17 protein-coding genes are annotated in these 17,152 nt (G+C 41.8%); 9 read left to right on the forward strand and 8 right to left on the reverse strand.

Translation table 11 applies throughout. The features are described 5' to 3' along the window. The first annotated feature begins 7 nt into the window (after positions 1–7). The 7 genes from LBC_RS04090 (at position 8) to LBC_RS04120 (ending at position 6,078) form a co-directional block, all read left to right on the forward strand. Positions 8–616 (forward strand): TlpA disulfide reductase family protein, encoded by a 609-nt coding sequence (locus tag LBC_RS04090; RefSeq protein ID WP_221254830.1) that lies wholly within the window; start codon positions 8–10, stop codon positions 614–616. Between the two features lie 53 nt (positions 617–669). Further along, positions 670–1,098, forward strand: coding sequence for a flagellar basal body rod protein FlgB (gene flgB, locus LBC_RS04095; protein WP_409240991.1), 429 nt, complete (start codon positions 670–672; stop codon positions 1,096–1,098). Between the two features lie 9 nt (positions 1,099–1,107). Continuing rightward, on the forward strand, positions 1,108–1,602 hold the full coding sequence (gene flgC / locus LBC_RS04100) for a flagellar basal body rod protein FlgC (RefSeq protein ID WP_221254832.1): 495 nt from the start codon (positions 1,108–1,110) through the stop codon (positions 1,600–1,602). Positions 1,603–1,605: 3 nt separating this feature from the next. After that, positions 1,606–1,902 (forward strand): flagellar hook-basal body complex protein FliE, encoded by a 297-nt coding sequence (gene fliE, locus LBC_RS04105; protein ID WP_221254833.1) that lies wholly within the window; start codon positions 1,606–1,608, stop codon positions 1,900–1,902. Between the two features lie 6 nt (positions 1,903–1,908). Next, positions 1,909–3,672: a penicillin-binding protein 2 gene (locus LBC_RS04110; protein ID WP_221254834.1), complete on the forward strand. Its 1,764-nt coding sequence runs from the start codon at positions 1,909–1,911 to the stop codon at positions 3,670–3,672. A 9-nt stretch (positions 3,673–3,681) separates the two neighbouring features. Beyond that, positions 3,682–4,683: an SAM-dependent methyltransferase gene (locus LBC_RS04115; protein ID WP_260173441.1), complete on the forward strand. Its 1,002-nt coding sequence runs from the start codon at positions 3,682–3,684 to the stop codon at positions 4,681–4,683. A gap of 552 nt (positions 4,684–5,235) precedes the next feature. Beyond that, complete coding sequence (locus LBC_RS04120; protein WP_221254835.1) at positions 5,236–6,078, forward strand: serine protease; 843 nt, start codon at positions 5,236–5,238, stop codon at positions 6,076–6,078. Between the two features lie 620 nt (positions 6,079–6,698). Here LBC_RS04120 and LBC_RS04125 read toward each other — a convergent pair. Both LBC_RS04125 and LBC_RS04130 read right to left on the reverse strand, forming a co-directional pair. Further along, positions 6,699–7,220: a flagellar basal body-associated FliL family protein gene (locus LBC_RS04125; protein WP_221254836.1), complete on the reverse strand. Its 522-nt coding sequence runs from the start codon at positions 7,218–7,220 to the stop codon at positions 6,699–6,701. After that, complete coding sequence (locus LBC_RS04130; RefSeq protein WP_221254837.1) at positions 7,220–8,554, reverse strand: ATP-dependent RecD-like DNA helicase; 1,335 nt, start codon at positions 8,552–8,554, stop codon at positions 7,220–7,222. The genes LBC_RS04125 and LBC_RS04130 overlap by 1 nt, the downstream gene beginning before the upstream one ends. Before the next feature lie 98 nt (positions 8,555–8,652). Between LBC_RS04130 and LBC_RS04135 the strand changes: the two genes are divergently transcribed. After that, positions 8,653–9,921, forward strand: a complete 1,269-nt coding sequence (locus tag LBC_RS04135) for an SH3 domain-containing C40 family peptidase (protein WP_221254838.1) — start codon at positions 8,653–8,655, stop codon at positions 9,919–9,921. 854 nt (positions 9,922–10,775) lie between these two features. On the opposite strand, the gene LBC_RS04140 is transcribed toward LBC_RS04135, so the two are convergent. From LBC_RS04140 to abc-f, 6 genes are read right to left on the reverse strand one after another with little or no spacing between them, the layout of a single operon-like run. Continuing rightward, positions 10,776–11,756: an asparaginase gene (locus tag LBC_RS04140; protein WP_221254839.1), complete on the reverse strand. Its 981-nt coding sequence runs from the start codon at positions 11,754–11,756 to the stop codon at positions 10,776–10,778. Beyond that, a complete protein-coding gene (locus tag LBC_RS04145; protein ID WP_221254840.1) occupies positions 11,753–12,355 on the reverse strand; it encodes a nitroreductase family protein in 603 nt (200 codons plus the stop codon). Before LBC_RS04145 ends, LBC_RS04140 begins: the two co-directional genes overlap by 4 nt. Beyond that, positions 12,352–12,921 carry an AAA family ATPase gene (locus LBC_RS04150; RefSeq protein ID WP_221254841.1) on the reverse strand — a complete coding sequence of 190 codons (570 nt, stop codon included), beginning with the start codon at positions 12,919–12,921 and terminating at the stop codon, positions 12,352–12,354. Before LBC_RS04150 ends, LBC_RS04145 begins: the two co-directional genes overlap by 4 nt. A 9-nt stretch (positions 12,922–12,930) precedes the next feature. Beyond that, positions 12,931–13,626: an LrgB family protein gene (locus LBC_RS04155; RefSeq protein ID WP_221254842.1), complete on the reverse strand. Its 696-nt coding sequence runs from the start codon at positions 13,624–13,626 to the stop codon at positions 12,931–12,933. Then, the gene (locus tag LBC_RS04160) at positions 13,623–14,006 is read right to left on the reverse strand and encodes a CidA/LrgA family protein (protein ID WP_221254843.1); all 384 of its coding nucleotides are present in this window, start codon (positions 14,004–14,006) and stop codon (positions 13,623–13,625) included. The genes LBC_RS04155 and LBC_RS04160 overlap by 4 nt, the downstream gene beginning before the upstream one ends. A gap of 8 nt (positions 14,007–14,014) precedes the next feature. Further along, the gene (gene abc-f, locus LBC_RS04165) at positions 14,015–15,943 is read right to left on the reverse strand and encodes a ribosomal protection-like ABC-F family protein (RefSeq protein ID WP_221254951.1); all 1,929 of its coding nucleotides are present in this window, start codon (positions 15,941–15,943) and stop codon (positions 14,015–14,017) included. Between the two features lie 64 nt (positions 15,944–16,007). Between abc-f and LBC_RS04170 the strand changes: the two genes are divergently transcribed. After that, positions 16,008–17,096 (forward strand): DNA adenine methylase, encoded by a 1,089-nt coding sequence (locus LBC_RS04170; RefSeq protein WP_221254844.1) that lies wholly within the window; start codon positions 16,008–16,010, stop codon positions 17,094–17,096. Positions 17,097–17,152 lie beyond the last annotated feature (56 nt).

Consider the following 17,152-nt stretch of genomic DNA (forward strand, 5'->3'; position numbering starts at 1 on the left):
AATAAAGATGAAAATTTTTAAAATTACTGCTTTGGCTTTTTTGGCTCTGTTTTTTATAGCTTGTGGCGAGAGTGAGAATGTAGCGCAAGATGAATTTGTGCCCTTTAAAACAGGTGAAAAGGTGCTTTTAAAAGACGTAAACGGCAGAAGTTTGGAGCTTTTGCGAGTTGAGGGTGGCTTTGAGATAGCTGGAGAAAAAGACAAGGTACTGATGCTTGATGTATTTGGAACATTTTGTCCGCCATGTCAGAAAGAGGCGCCGTCTTTAATGCAGTATCAGCTAGATCATGCTAAAAATTTCACCATCGTTGGGCTTACGCATTTTGAAAACGTGAGCAATGAATATGTAGTTTCAAATTTTGTCCAAAAGTATAATGCGTTTTATTTTATAAGCAACGAAACAGCTCTAAATGACCGCATAGCAGAGCAGATAGTAAGGGATATAAAGTATAATCACGAGATAGCTCTGCCTTTTAAAGTAGTATTAAAAGGCGGCAAATATCAGACACTAACTGACGTAGATAGTGGTGTTTATGGCGTGAAATACTACCTAGGTGGGATAAACTGGGCTGATATGCGCTCGGATTTGGAAAAAATTTATACAAATTCCAAATAAATGGAACATTTTTTGCTTATAAAATCGTAAAAATAAAAGGAAAAGCTGTGTTTATAGCCCAAACTTCAAAATCTCGTCCGCTTGTCGAGGCTGCTATGAGCGCTCGTGAGATGAGGCAAAAGATGATAAGCGGCAATATAGCAAACATAGACACGCCTTTTTATAAGGCGCGCGATATAGCGTTTGAGGCTGTTTTAAGCAAAAAAGCTGATGAAATTTATAATAAAAAAAGTGAGCCTGCCTTAGAGCTTGCAAAGACAGATGCCGCACACATTGATGCTGATAAATTTCCAAATTCAAATGTTCCAAACCTATTTTTAAGGGATGGACACATGGCTAGAAATGATGGCAACACCGTGGATTTAGACGTGGAAACAACCGAGCTTAGTAAAAATTACACTATGTTAAGTGCGCTGGATAACGCGTATAAAAGAGATAGTGCAAATTTTAAAAGTGTCATAGAAGCTAGCTCAAAAATTTAAGGGTAAAATATGTATTTAAGCGATTTTGATATAAGTGGATATGGATTATCGGCTCAGAGATTTAGGCTAAATGTAATAAGCTCAAACATAGCAAACGCAAATACCACGCGCACGGCTGAGGGTGGACCATATCGTCGTCGTGAGGTTGTTTTTAAGGCGGTGGAATTTGATAAGGAGCTTAATAAAAACGCAAAAGAGAGCAATGGGCTATTAGAGTATGAAAATCCACTTGATGATCCAGCCAGTCCGCGCGACGCATTTCCTCCTATGATGAGTGTTGTTGTGGATAAAGTGGTGCGTGATGATAAGGATTTTATCCTAAAATACGACCCATCTCACCCAGACGCAAATGCCGAGGGCTACGTGGCATATCCAAATATAAACCCGGTCGTTGAAATGGCTGATTTAATAGAGGCTACTCGTGCGTATCAGGCAAATGTGGCGGCATTTCAAAGCGCAAAAAGCATAGCGCAAAGTGCTATAAGTCTAATCGGAGGACAGTAATAAATGAATGGTATAAATGAACTAAATGGATTAAATTTAAACCAAACCCAAGCTCAAAAAACAAAAAATCAGAGCGATAAACTAGACTTTGCTAGTGTACTAAATGAGTCCCTAAAAGAGCTAAATGAGGTACAAGAAAGCGCAGATAAAGCAATAGCAGACCTTGCTACAGGCGAGGTAAAAGACCTGCACCAAGCGGCCATTGCCATAGGTAAAGCAGAAACTAGCATGAAGCTTATGCTCGAAATTCGTAACAAGGCTTTAAGCGCATATAAAGAGATCTCAAGAACACAAATTTAATCTCATATGAACGCCAGAAAATCAAAGATTACAGTACTATTTATAATCATATTATTTTTAGTGCTTATCTTTATTGCGGCGTTTGCTTACAGAGCTACCGATATTACAAGAAATACAGACTATGTAGATGAGCATTCAAAGGGCAATACCGCCCTAAGAGGCAGGATAATAAGTGCTGATGGCTTTAGCCTAGCAAGTAGCAGAAAAGTGTACGAAACTAAGATAGATACTAGATTTTTAAATGCTGAAAATAAAGAGCTTTTTATAAAGCTTTATAGCATTTATACTGGCGAAAATCCAGCCAAAATCCGAGCAATTATAAAAAAGGGGCGAGGCACTGTAACGCTCTCTGAGGATTTGGATGCTCGTACTGCCACATATTTACGCCAACTCCAAAGTAAAAATTACATATTTTTTATCTCAAAGCCAAAGCAAAACGGACAGGGGCTGCTTTTAAAAGGGCTTGATGTGCTTGAAAAATCGCAGTTGCGTGAGTATACCATGTCAAACGCTCTGGCTCCAGTTGTTGGCTATATCAACTCTCAAGGCAAGAAAAAGGGTGTGGAGAATTTTTACGATGATTATCTCTCAAACAGAGCTGATGGTAAATTTGAAGGCTCAAGAGACGTACGTAGAAATGTCGTTGTGCATAAAATGGGTGATGTCAAAGACCGCATAGATGGATATGATGTGCGCCTAGGGGTGCCGCTTAGTCTTCAGGTTATGATAGAGGCTATCCTTGATGAACAAAAGGAGTTTTTGCAAGCAAAGGAGATAGTCGCGGCTGTTATGGATAGTGCGACAGGGCAGATTATCTCGCTTGCCTCGTCAAATCGCTTTAACCCAAGCCGCATAAAGCAGTCGCAGATTAGTTACCTAGACGCAACCGTGGCTGAGCGTCCGTATGAGCCAGGGTCTATTATGAAGCCTTTTGTTTTTTCGCTGCTGCTAGAGCATAAGGGCTTTAATCCATTTAAGCTAGTAAATACTCACAATGGGCGATACAAACTAGGCAAAACCACCGTTGTAGACACGCACCCAGAGCCATATATGAGCGCTGAGGACGTGATAGTGTATAGCTCAAATATAGGCATGATAGAGCTTTCTGATATGCTTAGCGGAAAGGAGCTTGATGATGGGCTTAGGAAGTTTGGATTTGGCGCAATTAGCGGTGTTGATTTGCCAAATGAAAAAACTGGCATAATCCCAAGCCCAAACCAGCTAAACTCAAAAATTTATCGCGCCACAGTAAGCTATGGATATGGACTTAGCGTTACTTTCATGCAGCTTTTAAAAGCTTATAACGCCTTTAATAACAAAGGCATCGAAGTACGCCCACATCTAGCCACTTCGCTACTTCGCGCTTCAAATGAGTATGAGTTAGACTTTAGCGGTGGCACGCAAGTCATTAGTCAAGAAGTGGCTAAAATCATGAAAAGAATTTTAATAAAAACCGTAGAAAAAGGCACTGGCGCAAAGGCTAGGACAGCTGGCATAGAAGTAGGTGGCAAGACTGGTACCGCGCACATAGCTGAGGGCGGTGGGTATGCAAACCGCTATAATGGCTCGTTTTTTGGCTTTGCAAATGACGCTAGCGGACACAGGTACACCATAGGCGTATGGTGCAAGGAGCCTAGAAAAAAGGGCTATTATTTTGGGGCTTTGGCGGCTTTGCCAAGCTTTAAAAAAATAGTCGATACGCTTGTAAATGAGGGTTATTTAATCCCTTCTATAAGCGCTGATGAGCAAAGCTCACAGAATAAAAAATAAGGAATTTATTTGATTAAATTTAGTGAATATTTTTCCTGTTGGGTGCATGAGGAGTATTACGCAAAGGGCGTTAAAATAGGGCGAGAGGGCGATTTTTACACAAGTGTGAGCGTGGGGTATTTATTTGGAGCAGCACTTGCAAATTATTTTATCAGACTAATTAGCAAAAGCCACTTAGAAACAGACTGTGCAGTCGTTGAGATAGGGGCAAATGATGGTGCTATGATGGCAGATTTTATTCAGGGTGTTTACACCCTAGCACCTGAGCTTTTAAAAAGCGTGCGTTTTATCATTGTAGAGCCTCACGAAAAGCTTATTAGCATGCAAAAGCAGACATTTAGCGAGCGCTTTGGCGAGGAGGTTTTTGTAGAGTGGGTTAGGGATTTAGATGAGCTTAGGCTAGATGAGGCTTTTGTGATATCAAATGAGCTTTTTGACAGCTTCGCCTGTGAGCTAATAAATGGCGATGAGATGGCGTTTTTTGACGAAAATAGAGGCATAATCTGGGATAAAGCCCTGCCTAAAATCAGCACCGCTGCCTCTAGTGCTGGTGTGCTTAAAGGCGAGTTTAGCCCCATTTATAGGGAGTTTGCTAGAAAGCTATCTCGTGCGGTTGATAGCGGACGATTTATTAGCTTTGATTATGGAGAGTGGGCTCATAGGGGAGATTTTAGCCTTAGGATTTACAAAAACCACGATGTTTTTAACTTTTTTGAAGTTGAGAATTTAGATGAGTTTTTTGGTACCTGTGATATTACTTATGATGTGTGTTTTAGCTATTTGGCGCAGTGCTTTGCTAGCGAGGGTTGGCGCATGTCTAGCTATAAAACCCAAGCTAGCGCGCTTTTGGGCGAGTGTGCGGTAACTGAGCTGGTTGAAATAATCCAAAAGCGTGGCGGCGAAAATGCAGCAAAAAACGCTCTAAAACAGCTAAAGTATCTAACAATGCCTTCGTTTTTGGGCGAGAGATTTAAATTTATCGAGTTTGTTACTGGGGTTGAGAGCTGCTAAAATAGTTTGATATAGGCGTTTTTTGGATTAAAACCAGGGCTTTGTAAGGCATCGGTTTTTTATTTAACACTATCTTAGCATTGCTTTGGCTATAAAACCAAATGGCTTACAATTGCAAGAGATAAAAGAGACTATTAATGAGTGAGACTTTAGAAATTTTAAAGCCCTAAGGGATTTATCAGGCTTTGTGCCTGCTATGTTTTTTGGTTTTAAATTTACTTTAGTAAGAATAGTCTAGCTAGCTTTAAACTTTTTGAAAGGCTTAGGATTAAATTTAGCCTAGAGAAATATTATTAATGCTTAAAAATATTTTAAAAGCTTATCTTTTACCTGTATAAATTTGGCAGTTAAGATAACTAGGCTAGGAGGGAAATCAACGCTATTAAATTTAATCTTTTTGTTTTGCTTTAAAAAGATTCTAATTTTACACCACATATTTGACGCTAGTCATGGTATCGCCTGTAAAATCCAGCCGTGTTTAAAAATGCTTGTCAATAAATTTACTTAAATATTGATAATATTTTATTGTATACCAAATCTAAGGAGGAAAACATGAAAAAAACATTAGCGTTTTTTCTGGGTATTTTAGCTAGTGGCATGCTAGCTGCAGCACCAGCTACTTATGACGGTATGGCTAAAATTCGCAACTGCTCGGCTAGTATAGTTGAGTTTGCGGGGCAAAAAGACAGCGATAAAGTCCTACTTTTAACAAACGGGCACTGCGTTAGTAAGGACTTTGCTACTATAGATGCGATGATTAATCAGCCCTATAGCGACGTCGCCACCGTTTATCGTGGCAATACTCCGCTAATAGTCGGTAGTCTTACAGTCGATAAAATCATATACGCGACCATGACAAACACAGATATTGCCATTTTGCGCACAAATATGAGCTATGGCGATCTAAAGCAGAAGCTTCGCATAAGCCCTAGGGAGATTTCTAGCGCACTGCCAAAAGCTGGGGATAACGTGAGTGCAGCCAGTGGTAATTTAGAGCAAAGATATACCTGCAAGGTGGATGGTATAGCGCAGATGGTTAAGGAGGATAAATGGCAGTGGATCGAGGTTGCTAGACTTGTTAAAAGTGAGGAGTGTAATATTTTACCAGGTGCTAGTGGTACACCAGTTGTTGATAAAGACGGTAAAATTGTGGCCATGATTAATACTGGCAATCAAAATGGCAGGCCTTGTACTCTTAATAATCCTTGCGAAGTTGACGCAAGTGGGCATACTAGCGTAAACAAGGACGCCTTTTACGCTATCGATATTCGCATGCTTAACGCTTGCTTTAAAAATGGCGAGCTGGATATTAGCAGCGCTTGTAGTCTAACGAAGCCTCAGGTTAATTTTGCGCATTCTTTACCTCTTATTGACACGGATAATCATCGTCCGTAAGTAAGGCGTTTTAACTTGTTTTGCCGCCTTGTCTTAGGGACAGGGTGGCTTTTTTATTTGCGCCTTTTTGGTTAAGTTGGTCTATAAGTTTATTTATCAAAGTAGGACTTATTTAAGCAAGCTTTGCTTTGCCAAAGAAGCTTTATTTCTAAGCCACTTTGTAGCGTAAATCAGTTCCAGTATATATGAAGCAAGACTAAACTAAATTCTACATCTTATTTAAATTTAGCTTTATAAAACAAATACCATTGCTTTGTAAATTTAAAAACTAAGCCATAGCCATGTATATAAGAGGCTTATTTGTTGCTCGTAGCGCATGATGATATACTTACTAATATCTAGTTAAAAGATTCGCTTTTTCTTAGGATTCGCAAGCCAAGTGATGCTTTTTGGATTTTTGCACCAAGCTTAAAAGTACTAAATCATGCTGACATTACAGGGTAGTGGCGAATACTAAAAGCCAGTGACTCAAATTAGGAGCGTTAGGCTTGTAGGGTGGCTTAAATTTGTGATTAAAAGACACTATTATTTAAAAGAGCTTAGATAAATTTATCTTTTGCTATTTTTATTTGTATATAAGTTCGGTTGTCAAATTTTAAGGCGCAGTGAACAAATGCGCCTCACTCCTCGCCAAAATCCTTGCCAAATTCTTTGATGGAATTTAAATCAATGGGCTTTTGATTTAGGTTTTTTGGGGAGATTATTATCTCGTTTGCGTTTGGTTTATTGTCTTTGTGGGCGCCGTCATTATTAGAGCAGAGGTTACGCTCTTTAATAGCTGCTAAGACACGTTCTAAGCTTAAATCCTCAACCACCCTAAGCCCTAAAATCAGCACCGTATCTATATCAATGGAGTGCTTTTTTGCGGCGTATTTGATAAACTCGCTCTTAAGCCGCTCTTTGCCACGGCTAGTAAGTAGATCCTCCACATAAAAGCTTCCTATTATCACATTTAGTGCATCAAGCACGTAAGCCTCGTTATCACCCATGTCTCTGCCGATTACCTCAAGGCTTAAAGAGACCTTTTTGGTGGCATTTGCCGCCATTTTTGAGTAGACGTCTGTGCTAAATTCCTTAATCTGTAATATATCAGCCCCAGCCGCCATAAACGCAACCATAGCCAGTAAAATAGTCCGTATCATCACTGCTCCTTTATAAAATTTGTACTATTGTAAAAATCACGCACAGCAGGGTCTATTCTTATTACCTGCTTTAAGTATTCATTAAAATCGCGTGCTCTAGTATACACAAGCCCAAGTCCAGTCGGTGAAGTCGCACGAGATAGTGCGACGTAAAGCTGTCCATTTGCAAAGATATTATCAAGATTGCATGTAAGCCTATCTATGCTCATGCCTTGAGATTTGTGTATGGTGATGGCGTAGGCTAGCTTAAATGGAAACTGCGAGAAGCTAGCCCTAACATCCTCACTCACCTCCTCGCCGTCGCTTACAAACTCACTTAGGTTAAAGGTGTGCCTTTTTATGCTTACTATTTCTTGATTTGTCTTTTTTATGATTATACTCTCTACTTCGTCTTTACTGCGCTCTATGTGCACTACTTCGCCGCGCTCTCCGTTGTAGTATTCGCCCCATTTGTTTGTTACAAACATCACCTTTGCGCCAACTTTTATGATTAAATTTAAAGGCGCATTTAGGTTATTTACCCATCTAGATATAGCTTCGTTTTTTAGGCTCGGATCGTACACGTCGATTTTTGCATTTATAGCTACTTCAGGGGTATCTAACATGGAAAGCATTACATTATTTAGCTCTTCGCTCTCTCGGTTTCTGCCAAATAATACGCTAGTATTTGCGTCTAGGTTTATATGCTTTATTCGTAGGTTATTTAGGTATTTTAGGCTGCTTTCGTCAAGCTCTCCTACTCTTAGTTTGTTTAAAATTTCATAAAAGTGCGCATCGTTTGTGCGCTTTGAATTTACTAACTCCACGCAAACTAGCTCAAGCTCATGCCAAGCCCTAGAATCAAATGCGTATGTAAAATTTAGCAAATCAGCCCCAAAGAGGCTATTTTGCGGATTTTGCACGGTTTGCTTTTTAACAGGCGGAAGCTGGTAAAAATCACCCACGAGCATAACTCTACCTATAAATTTAGACGCCCTCAAGCGATAATAAACCATATCAAGCAGCTGTGCACTTATCATAGAAATCTCATCGATAATAAGCAAATCACAGCTATCAAGCACTGCGCGTACCTTTGAGAGTGCACTTTTTTGCTTTGTGTCAAGCACACGTAGCTCCTCAAAGTTTGAGCTTATGCCAAATTTAAAAAAGCTATGCACGCTCACGCCGCCTACGCTTACTGCGCTTATGCCGGTACTTCCTAGTACGACTACGTTTTTAAGCTCGTTTTTATAATGCGCCACAATAGCTTGCGTGAGGTAGCTTTTGCCGACTCCTCCGCCGCCAGTTAGGAATAGGTTTGAATGGTTTAAAATCTCTAAAATTTTCTCAAGCACGACTTTTCTTTTAAATTTAATATAAATATTTTAGCAAAATCACACCAAAAATGAGCTAAAAACCGCTATAATACGCCAAAAATTTAAAGGAAAATGTTTTGAAAAGGACAATTTTTGCTATTTTAGCAGGATTTTTACTCGTCGCTTGTACGAGCATGCAAGCCCCATTAGAGCCTGAGACTCCGCAAAGCTCAAGTAGTCTACCAAAGATAAATGACGCTATGGGTATAGATAGTGCGCGACTTATTGCTAGGCGATTTGCTCCGTGGAATATAAAGACAATAGACGAAAAGCCAGATAGTCTGCTCTGGGGTGTAAATAGCTATAAATTCCGTGCTAAAAAGCCGTGGTATGGGGCAAATTTAAAGCCATTAAAGCCTGAGTTTTTTGCTAGGCTTGCTAAAAACGTAGCGCGTGATGATATAGGCAAGGTAAGCGCTTATGCTATCACGCTTAGAGATACGGCGCTTAGGGCATTGCCAAGTGCTGCTCCGCTTTTTTCAGACCCTAAAAAAGCAGGCGAGGGCTGGCCTTTTGATTATTTGCAAATCTCAGCATTGCCTGTGGGGGCAGCACTTTTTATCTCGCATTACTCAGCTGATGGTGCGTGGGCTTTGGTACGTGATGATGACGTGTGGGGCTGGGTAAAGGCAAGCGACATACTAGAACTAAGCGAGAGTGAGGCGCATGCGTATGCTAGTAGTGCTAGCTGGCTTGTTGCACTTAAAGACGGTGAAGCTTTGCGTGATAAAGAGGGTAAATTTATCGCACAAAGTCGCATAGGTATGATTTTACCGCTAAGTTACGAGGGCGAAAATGAGTGGACGGGGCGCATGTATACAGAGGGCGGGCTTAGCGAGTTTGTCGTGAGTGCGCAGGCTGTTGCTAGGTATCCTATGGTAATGAATGATGCAAGGCTTGCGCAGCTTACAAATGCGCTTTTAGGGCAGGCGTATGGCTGGGGCGGACTGGGGGGACTTAGAGATTGTTCGCTGTTTACAAAGGACTTTTTAGCAGGCTTTGGACTGTGGCTGCCTAGAAACTCAAGGGCGCAATCAGCCATTGGGGAGCGCATTAGCTTAAAGGGACTTAGTCAAAATCAAAAGCTAGAATTAATCGCAAAAGAGGGTGTGCCGTATCGTACTTTGGTGCATTTGCCAGGGCATATTATGCTTTATGTGGGGCTTAGCGCGCAGGGCGAGCCGCTCGTGCTTCATGATGTTTGGGGGCTTCGCACAAAAGACGGTGGACGGGCAATACTGGGTGGGATAAATTTAACCACTCTGCTAGTTGGCGAGGATAGAAAAGATGTCGCCAAAGAGTCGCTTTTAATAAACCGAGCAGATTATATAAATATTTTAAAATAATTTTAAGCTCTATAATCTAGCTGGCTTTAATCACGCTTTAAATTTATACTTGATTTAAAGCATGATAGTGCAAAAAGCTGATAAATTTATTATAAATAAAGTGGTTTTTTGTTACTTCTTGATAAACGAATCTATTAATTTATTTCAGTGGTTTTTAAAGTTGCCGACATTGCTCTATAGCTTTGGCGTGATGGCTGAGCGAGTTTGCGCTATAAAGTGGCGTAGAGCTTGCCTTAAAATTTTGTAAAGTAATGCTTTAAAAGCCAGAGATTACGTAATAGCCTAGGTGCAAAAGAGATGTTAAAATTTATAAAGCCTACTTTGGCGCTTCAAATTCGCCAAAGTGCGATACGCCACCTTCTTTAAGCTGATGTACTCCCCATTTTTAGGTGGCCACAGTATTCTTTGTAAATAGCGTTTATTTAAGTTGTGAAAATTAAAGTTATAATGCGTGGTTTAAATTTAAAAAGCGGCTAATGTTTACGATTACTATCCACCTAGCCTTTGTTATTTTGAACACTTTTGGCTAGTCGCTCTTATTTTAGCCTTATTCGGAATAAGCGGTAATTTTACAGGCAAATCCGCAAATGAGTGCTAGCTAAATAAGACATAAAAGGCGTATCAGTGCAGCATGGCTAAGAAATGGTGCAAAAAGTGGTGCAGATAAATTTTATCAAAAAGTGTGGATAGCAAGGCATGTATTACCTTTAAAAGCCTTGGGCGCAATGATGTTTTGTGCTGAGGGTAAATAGGAGGATGGGCTTTACAAGGGATTTTGAAGTAGGGGGCTTTTGTCTGCTTTAGAATTTGCGCCCCTTTATTTATTCTAGCGGCGATTAAAATTTAAAATCCGCCTAGTACTGGCTAAAAAGCGCCTTTATCTCATTAAAGTCAAATCCAGCCCCAAGCCCAAGCGCAAGAAGTAGCCTTGATTTTGCTGGATTTAGCCCATAAGAGGCTATAAATTTATCATTTACTATCTCGGCTTGCTCTCTTACTTCGCCTTTTACGCACCTACTGGCTCGCACTATCACTACCCCGCTAAGAGCCGCTTTTTCAAGCTCTTGTAAAAGCTTTGCACTAGCGTTGCCGTTTCCCACGCCTTCTAGCACTATCCCACGCACTCCGCTGCTAAGCATAAAGCGCACCATCTCCTCTCCCAGCCCATCTAAAAGATCCACGCCAGCGGTGATTATACCTACTTTTTCTACCTTGTCTGCGCTTTTAAATTTGCCCCTATTTGGCACGGCTGGCTTTGTGTAAAACTTCGCATCGCCGTAGTTTACCACGCCTATTTGCCCTAGATTTGGCGAGTCAAACGCTGCGACATTTGCACAGTCTAGCTTTGTTACGTAGCTTGCTGCGTGGATTTGGGAATTTAGGACGACGAGTACCCCGCTATTTTTGGCCTGCTCGCTTATGGCCACGCCCACTGCGTCGTAGATATTTAGCGCGCCGTCGCTACTTAGTGATGAGCTATTTCGCATGGCTCCAGTTAGGATTACTGGTGTGCTAATATCTAGGCTTAAGGTTAGATAAAATGCGCTCTCCTCCATGGTATCTGTGCCATGAAGTACGACCACCCCGTCAAATTCTCCACTCTCATGCGCTTTGTAAATTCGTCTTTTTATTTCGCCTAAAGTCGCCACGTCCATATCTTGCGAGCCGATGTTTGAGATCTGCTCAAAGCTTATTTTGGCTAGTTTTTCAAGCCCGCTTACGCTTTTTATTAGCTCGTCCACGCCCATTTTGCCAGCTGTGTACTGGCTTGAGGTAGCGTCTTTAGCGCTTCCTGCTATTGTGCCACCAGTGGCTAGGATTAGCACACGCTTCACTTTATCATCTCCAGTACACTTTTTATATCTCGTCTGTGCTTTGCTTTTGTGCTCTCATTGCTTCGCCCAAGCGTGATGACTAGCACTGATTTTATATCGTCCTTAAGCCCTAAAAACTCATCGCACGCAGCCTTGTCAAAGCCGCCTATGACGCAGCTTTTTACCCCGGCTTCATATGCGATGTTGATTAAATTTGCCATTAGTGCGTAGCACTGATTTGAGCCGTAGGCGTAAATTTGCTCTTCGCTCATAAGATCAAAGCGGTCTTTGATAAAGCCCAGATACCACGCCCTGCTAGCTTCGTCTTTGGCTGCTAGAAAATCTTTAAAAAATTTATCCCCGCTACGCAGATTAATGTGCTTGGCAAGGATTAGGGCGTGCGAGCAGGTGGCGACTTGCTTTTGATTTAGGCAAATCTCAGACAGGCGAGCTAGCTTTTGCTCTCCCGAAACGGCATAAACCTGCCACGGCTCAAGCCCCAGCGAGCTAGGCGTAAGGCAAGCAGTAGCCACTATCTGGCGCACCAGCTCATCATCTAGCACCTCATCAGTGTAATCTCGGCAGGCAAAGCGGTTTTTCATTATCTCACTAATTTTCATACTCTCTCCTTATAAGCGTAATCTAAAATTATCTCGACACTATTTTTTATGCCAGTTTTTGCGGTATTTATACACAGGTCATATCCCGGCGTGCCACCCCACTCTTGCCCTGTATAGTAGCGGTGAAAGCTCGCCCTTTCTCTGTCGGTACGCTCCATATATTCAAGCGCCTCACTTTGGCTAAAGCCCTGCTGGTTCATAAGCCTAGAGAGTTTAAACTCATCTGGGGCGTGCAAAAACACAGAGACAAATTCCTGCGTACCTTTTAAAAAGTAGTTCGCACAGCGTCCGATGATGACAAAATCTCCGCTATTTGCAAGCGCGCTATACATGGCAAAAATTTCATCTTGACGATTTGGGGCGCACTCGTTTATGGCTATTGCTTGCATTAGGGTGCTAACTGGGCTTTCTTTATAAAAGCTATAAAGCTGCTCAAAATAGCCCAAAGTCGCAGCCTTTGCGATTAGCTCCTCCTCTCCTAAAAACTCGACCCCAAGTCTAGTTGCTAGCTTTGAGGCTATTTCAAGCCCACCGCTACCTGCTTGTCTGCCTATGCTTATTATCATTTGCGCCTCCTATATTAAATTTGCAAAAATGCTTACTGCTACGACGCTTATTAGCCCGCTTACTGCAAGGGCTAAAGACGCCATAGCTGCTTGTGCGTCGCCTATCTCAAAAGCACGTGCTACGCCCATAGCGTGTGAGCTAGTGCCTAAAGACAGCCCCTGGGCTACGGCTGAGGTGATTTTAAGTAGCTTAAATATCACTCCGGCGCACATGCTACCCACCATGCCTGTAGCTATAGTCGCTGCTACGCTTAGAGTTACGATGCCACCAGCCTCTTTAGCTAGCCCCATGCCAATAGCCATGGTTACGCTTTTTGGTAGCATGCTAGCATATAGCGCATGATTAAAACCAAAAATCAGACTAAGTAGATATATACTAGCCATACCAGCTATGACGCCTGAGAGTATGCCAGCGGCGATGGCTAGGTAGTTTTGCCGTAACAGGCTAAACTGCTCATATAGCGGTACTGCTAGGCAGACTGTGGCTGGGGTGAGTAGGTAGCTTAGTGAGCTAGCACTTTTTATGTACTCGTCATAGTTTATCTGAAGTATGGTAAGTATGGTTACTACGACTATTATTGAGATGACTAGGGGGTTAAAAATAGCTACACGAAATCGCCTTTTAAGAACCACGCCAAACCAAAACGCCCCAAGCGAGAGCAAAAATCCAAAAAATGAGCTATTTATTAAAATTTGCTTTGTCATTTTTGTCCCTTTTCGTACTTTCGCTTTAAGCGTGAGATTTTATACTCATATAGCTTTTGCGTTACGAGCGCACTTACGGCTAGTACGATGATTGCGACTATGCTTACTACTATGACTATGCCGATTAAATTTGAAAGTATCACATCTTTTGCGGTGATTAGCCCAACAGCAGCTGGGATAAACATCACAGGCATAATCTCAATAAAAAACGCCGCCACATCCCTAACGGCAGAGACTTTTATAGCTCGGCTAAAAAGCAGCACGAGCATAAGCCCCAGCCCATAAATGCTAGCTGGTATGGGGTAGGGTAGAAGCGCTGAGATAAGTTCTGCGACAAAGCAGACTGTGAGTATTATTATAAACTGTCCTAGATATTTCATCTTTGCTCCTAGCTATTTTCTAGCTCTTGTGCGATTTCAAGCACGCTAAAATATTCCTCCTCAAGCACGCTAAGCTCGTTTTGTACCGCCTCTAGTTCACTGCTAAGCTTGCCTAATCCTACCTCTTGATAAATTTTTGGATTAGCTATGTCAGCTTCAATCGAGCGCACCTTTGTCTCTAGCTTTTCTATTAAATCTGGATACTCGGCTAGGATTTTGCTCTGTTTGTAGCTTAGCTTTTGGCTTATTTTTTGCTTTTGATTTTGGGTCTGGGCGGACTTTTCTAGCTCGTTTTCAAATGAAGCGATTTGCGCCATTTCTGCCTCGTTTTCAAGATAGACGCTATACTCCTCATGTCTTACTTCGATTTTGTCATTTTCAAACGCCCAAAGCTTGCTGGCTATCTTATCGACAAAGTATCTATCGTGACTGACAAAGAGTATCGCCCCCTCAAAGCTTAGCAGATACTCCTCAAGTATGTTGATAGTAGCTATATCAAGGTCGTTTGTCGGCTCGTCAAGTATTAGCACGTCATACTCCTGCGTAAAGAGCAAGGCAAGAGCTAGGCGGTTTTTCTCCCCACCGCTTAGCACGCTTACAGGCTTATCTAAAAACTCCTTTGGAAAGAGAAAGTTTTTTAAATAGCCATACACGTGCATATTTTTCCCACGCACCAGCACCCTATCTCCGCCATTTGGGCAGAAAATTTCAATCAGACTCTTGCTCTCATCGATATTTGAGCGGTTTTGGTCAAAATAGCCTATTCGCACTTCGCCACGCTTTATGCTACCTTCACTTGGGCTTAACTGCCCCAAAAGCACCTTTAAAAGCGTGCTTTTGCCGCTGCCGTTACGCCCCACTATGGCGATACGCTCGCCCTGCAGCACCCTAGCTTCAAAGCCACGAAAGAGCCAGCGTGAGCCTAAATTCATGCCAAGCTGCTTAAACTCAAAAAGCATTTTTTTGCGGTTTTGATTTAGTCCGCCGTTTATAAAGCTCTTATTTGCCCGCTCTAGCTCGAGCCGCACTCGGCGGATTACGCCTGGGTTGCGCTTAGCTTCTTCACGCATAGCCATTAGCCTAGCCTTGCGCCCTTCGTTGCGTTTTAGGCGCGCCTTTACCCCACGACGCAGCCACTCCTCTTCGCTTTTTAGCTGCTTTAAAAGCGTTTCGTGGCTTTTTGCAAGGCTAGCTAGAATTTCTTGCTTTTTTTCCAGATAGTAGCCATATCCCCCAGCAAAGCTTCTAAGCTCTCCCTCATCAATTTCTATGGTACGAGTGGCGATAGCGTCGATAAAGTAGCGGTCGTGGCTGATAAAGACAATAGTCTGCTTTGAAGAGAGCAAAATCTGCTCCAAAAACTGCACCATATACACATCAAGGTGGTTTGTCGGCTCATCTAGCAGTAGCACGTCTGGATGGGTGAGTATTAGCCCGCCCAGAGCCACACGCCTAATCTCCCCACCGCTTAGGGACGCCACGAGCCTGTCTTCATACTCTTTTAGCTTAAAATGCTCTAAAATCTGCTCGATTTTTCTCTCCACATCCCAGCCGTCTTTGCTCTCTATAAATTTAAAAAGCTCTTCTATTTTGCTTTCATTTTCGCTGCTAGCTGGCTGGGCGGTAAGGGCAAAGTACTCATTTCTAGCCGCGATAATCTCCCCCACCTGCGCATTTAGCGCCTCTTTTACCCTTAAAGCGTCGTCAAATTTAGGGCTTTGAGCCAGCATATCTATGCTGATATTTGCCTGCCTTATCACTCGCCCCTCATCAGGTTCGTATTCGCCATTTATTATTTTCATCAGAGTGCTTTTGCCGCCGCCATTTTTGCCGACTATGGCTATGCGTTCGCCGTCGTTGATATTTAGGCTCACGCCATTTAGCACCTGCTTGATGCTGAATTTTTTGCTTATGTCTATTAAGTCAATTAGTGCCATCTTTACCTCTTTTAAAAGCGCCATTTTACCCAAAACGCCCTTAAAAATATGATATAATGGCGCGATGGATGAAAATATAGAGTTTTTAAAAGAGCAAATTATCACTTATATCGGCAACAAAAGAGCGCTTTTGGAGTTTTTAGGTAGCGGAGTAAAAATGGCAAAGGACGAGCTTAGAAAATCACGCCTTAGTTTTGCTGATATTTTTAGCGGTAGCGGCATAGTCGCACGTAGCTTTAAATCAAGCGCTAGTTATATTTTGGCAAATGATTTAGAGGCTTACTCAAAGATTATAAACGAGTGTTATTTGTCAAACCAAAGCGAGCTTGACCTAGTCTTACTTGGCTCCTTACACGAACAAATTTCAAATACCAAAATCCTAAAAAAAGGCATTATAAGCGAGCTTTACGCCCCAAAAGATGATGGGTGTATTAAGCAAGGGGAGAGGGTGTTTTACACCACTAAAAATGCGGCATTAATTGACACAATTCGCCAAAATATAGATGAGTTTTCTCCAGCAAATTTAAAGCCATTTTTCATAGCGCCTCTGCTTTTTAAGGCTAGTGTTCATGCAAATACGGCTGGAGTTTTTAAGGGCTTTTATAAAGATGAAAAAGGTATCGGAGCATATGGGGGTAGAGCAGGGCATGCGCTAAATAGAATAAAAGGCGAGATAAGCCTGCCGTTTCCACTCTTTTCAAAGCATGATGTGCCATTTGATGTAACGCAGCTTGATGCCTTAAATCTAGCTAAAGATATGCCTAGTGTTGATGTGGCATATCTTGATCCGCCTTATAATATCCACCCATATGGCTCAAACTATTTTATGTTAAATTTAATCGCCTCCTATAATCGTCCAAATGAGATAAGCAAAGTCTCAGGAATTCCAAAAAACTGGAACAGAAGTGAGTTTAATAAAGCAAATGCGAGTGAGGCGTTTTTTGAGCTAGTGGCGAGGGTAAAGGCAAGGTTTGTGCTAATCTCATACAATAACGAGGGCATAATAAGCGCAGATGAGTTTGATAAAAATTTAAAAAAACTGGGAAAAGTTAGGCTTTTAGAGCGACGTTATAACGCCTTTCGTGCTAGTCGCAATCTATCAAACCGCGAAAAATACGTAAAAGAGTGGCTTTATATTGTTAAAAAATTTTAAATAAATTTAAATATTTGTCGTAAAATTACGCCCTTTTATCACACCCAAAAGAAGCA

This window comes from Campylobacter sp. 19-13652 (assembly GCF_019702925.1).
Classification (GTDB): domain Bacteria; phylum Campylobacterota; class Campylobacteria; order Campylobacterales; family Campylobacteraceae; genus Campylobacter_A.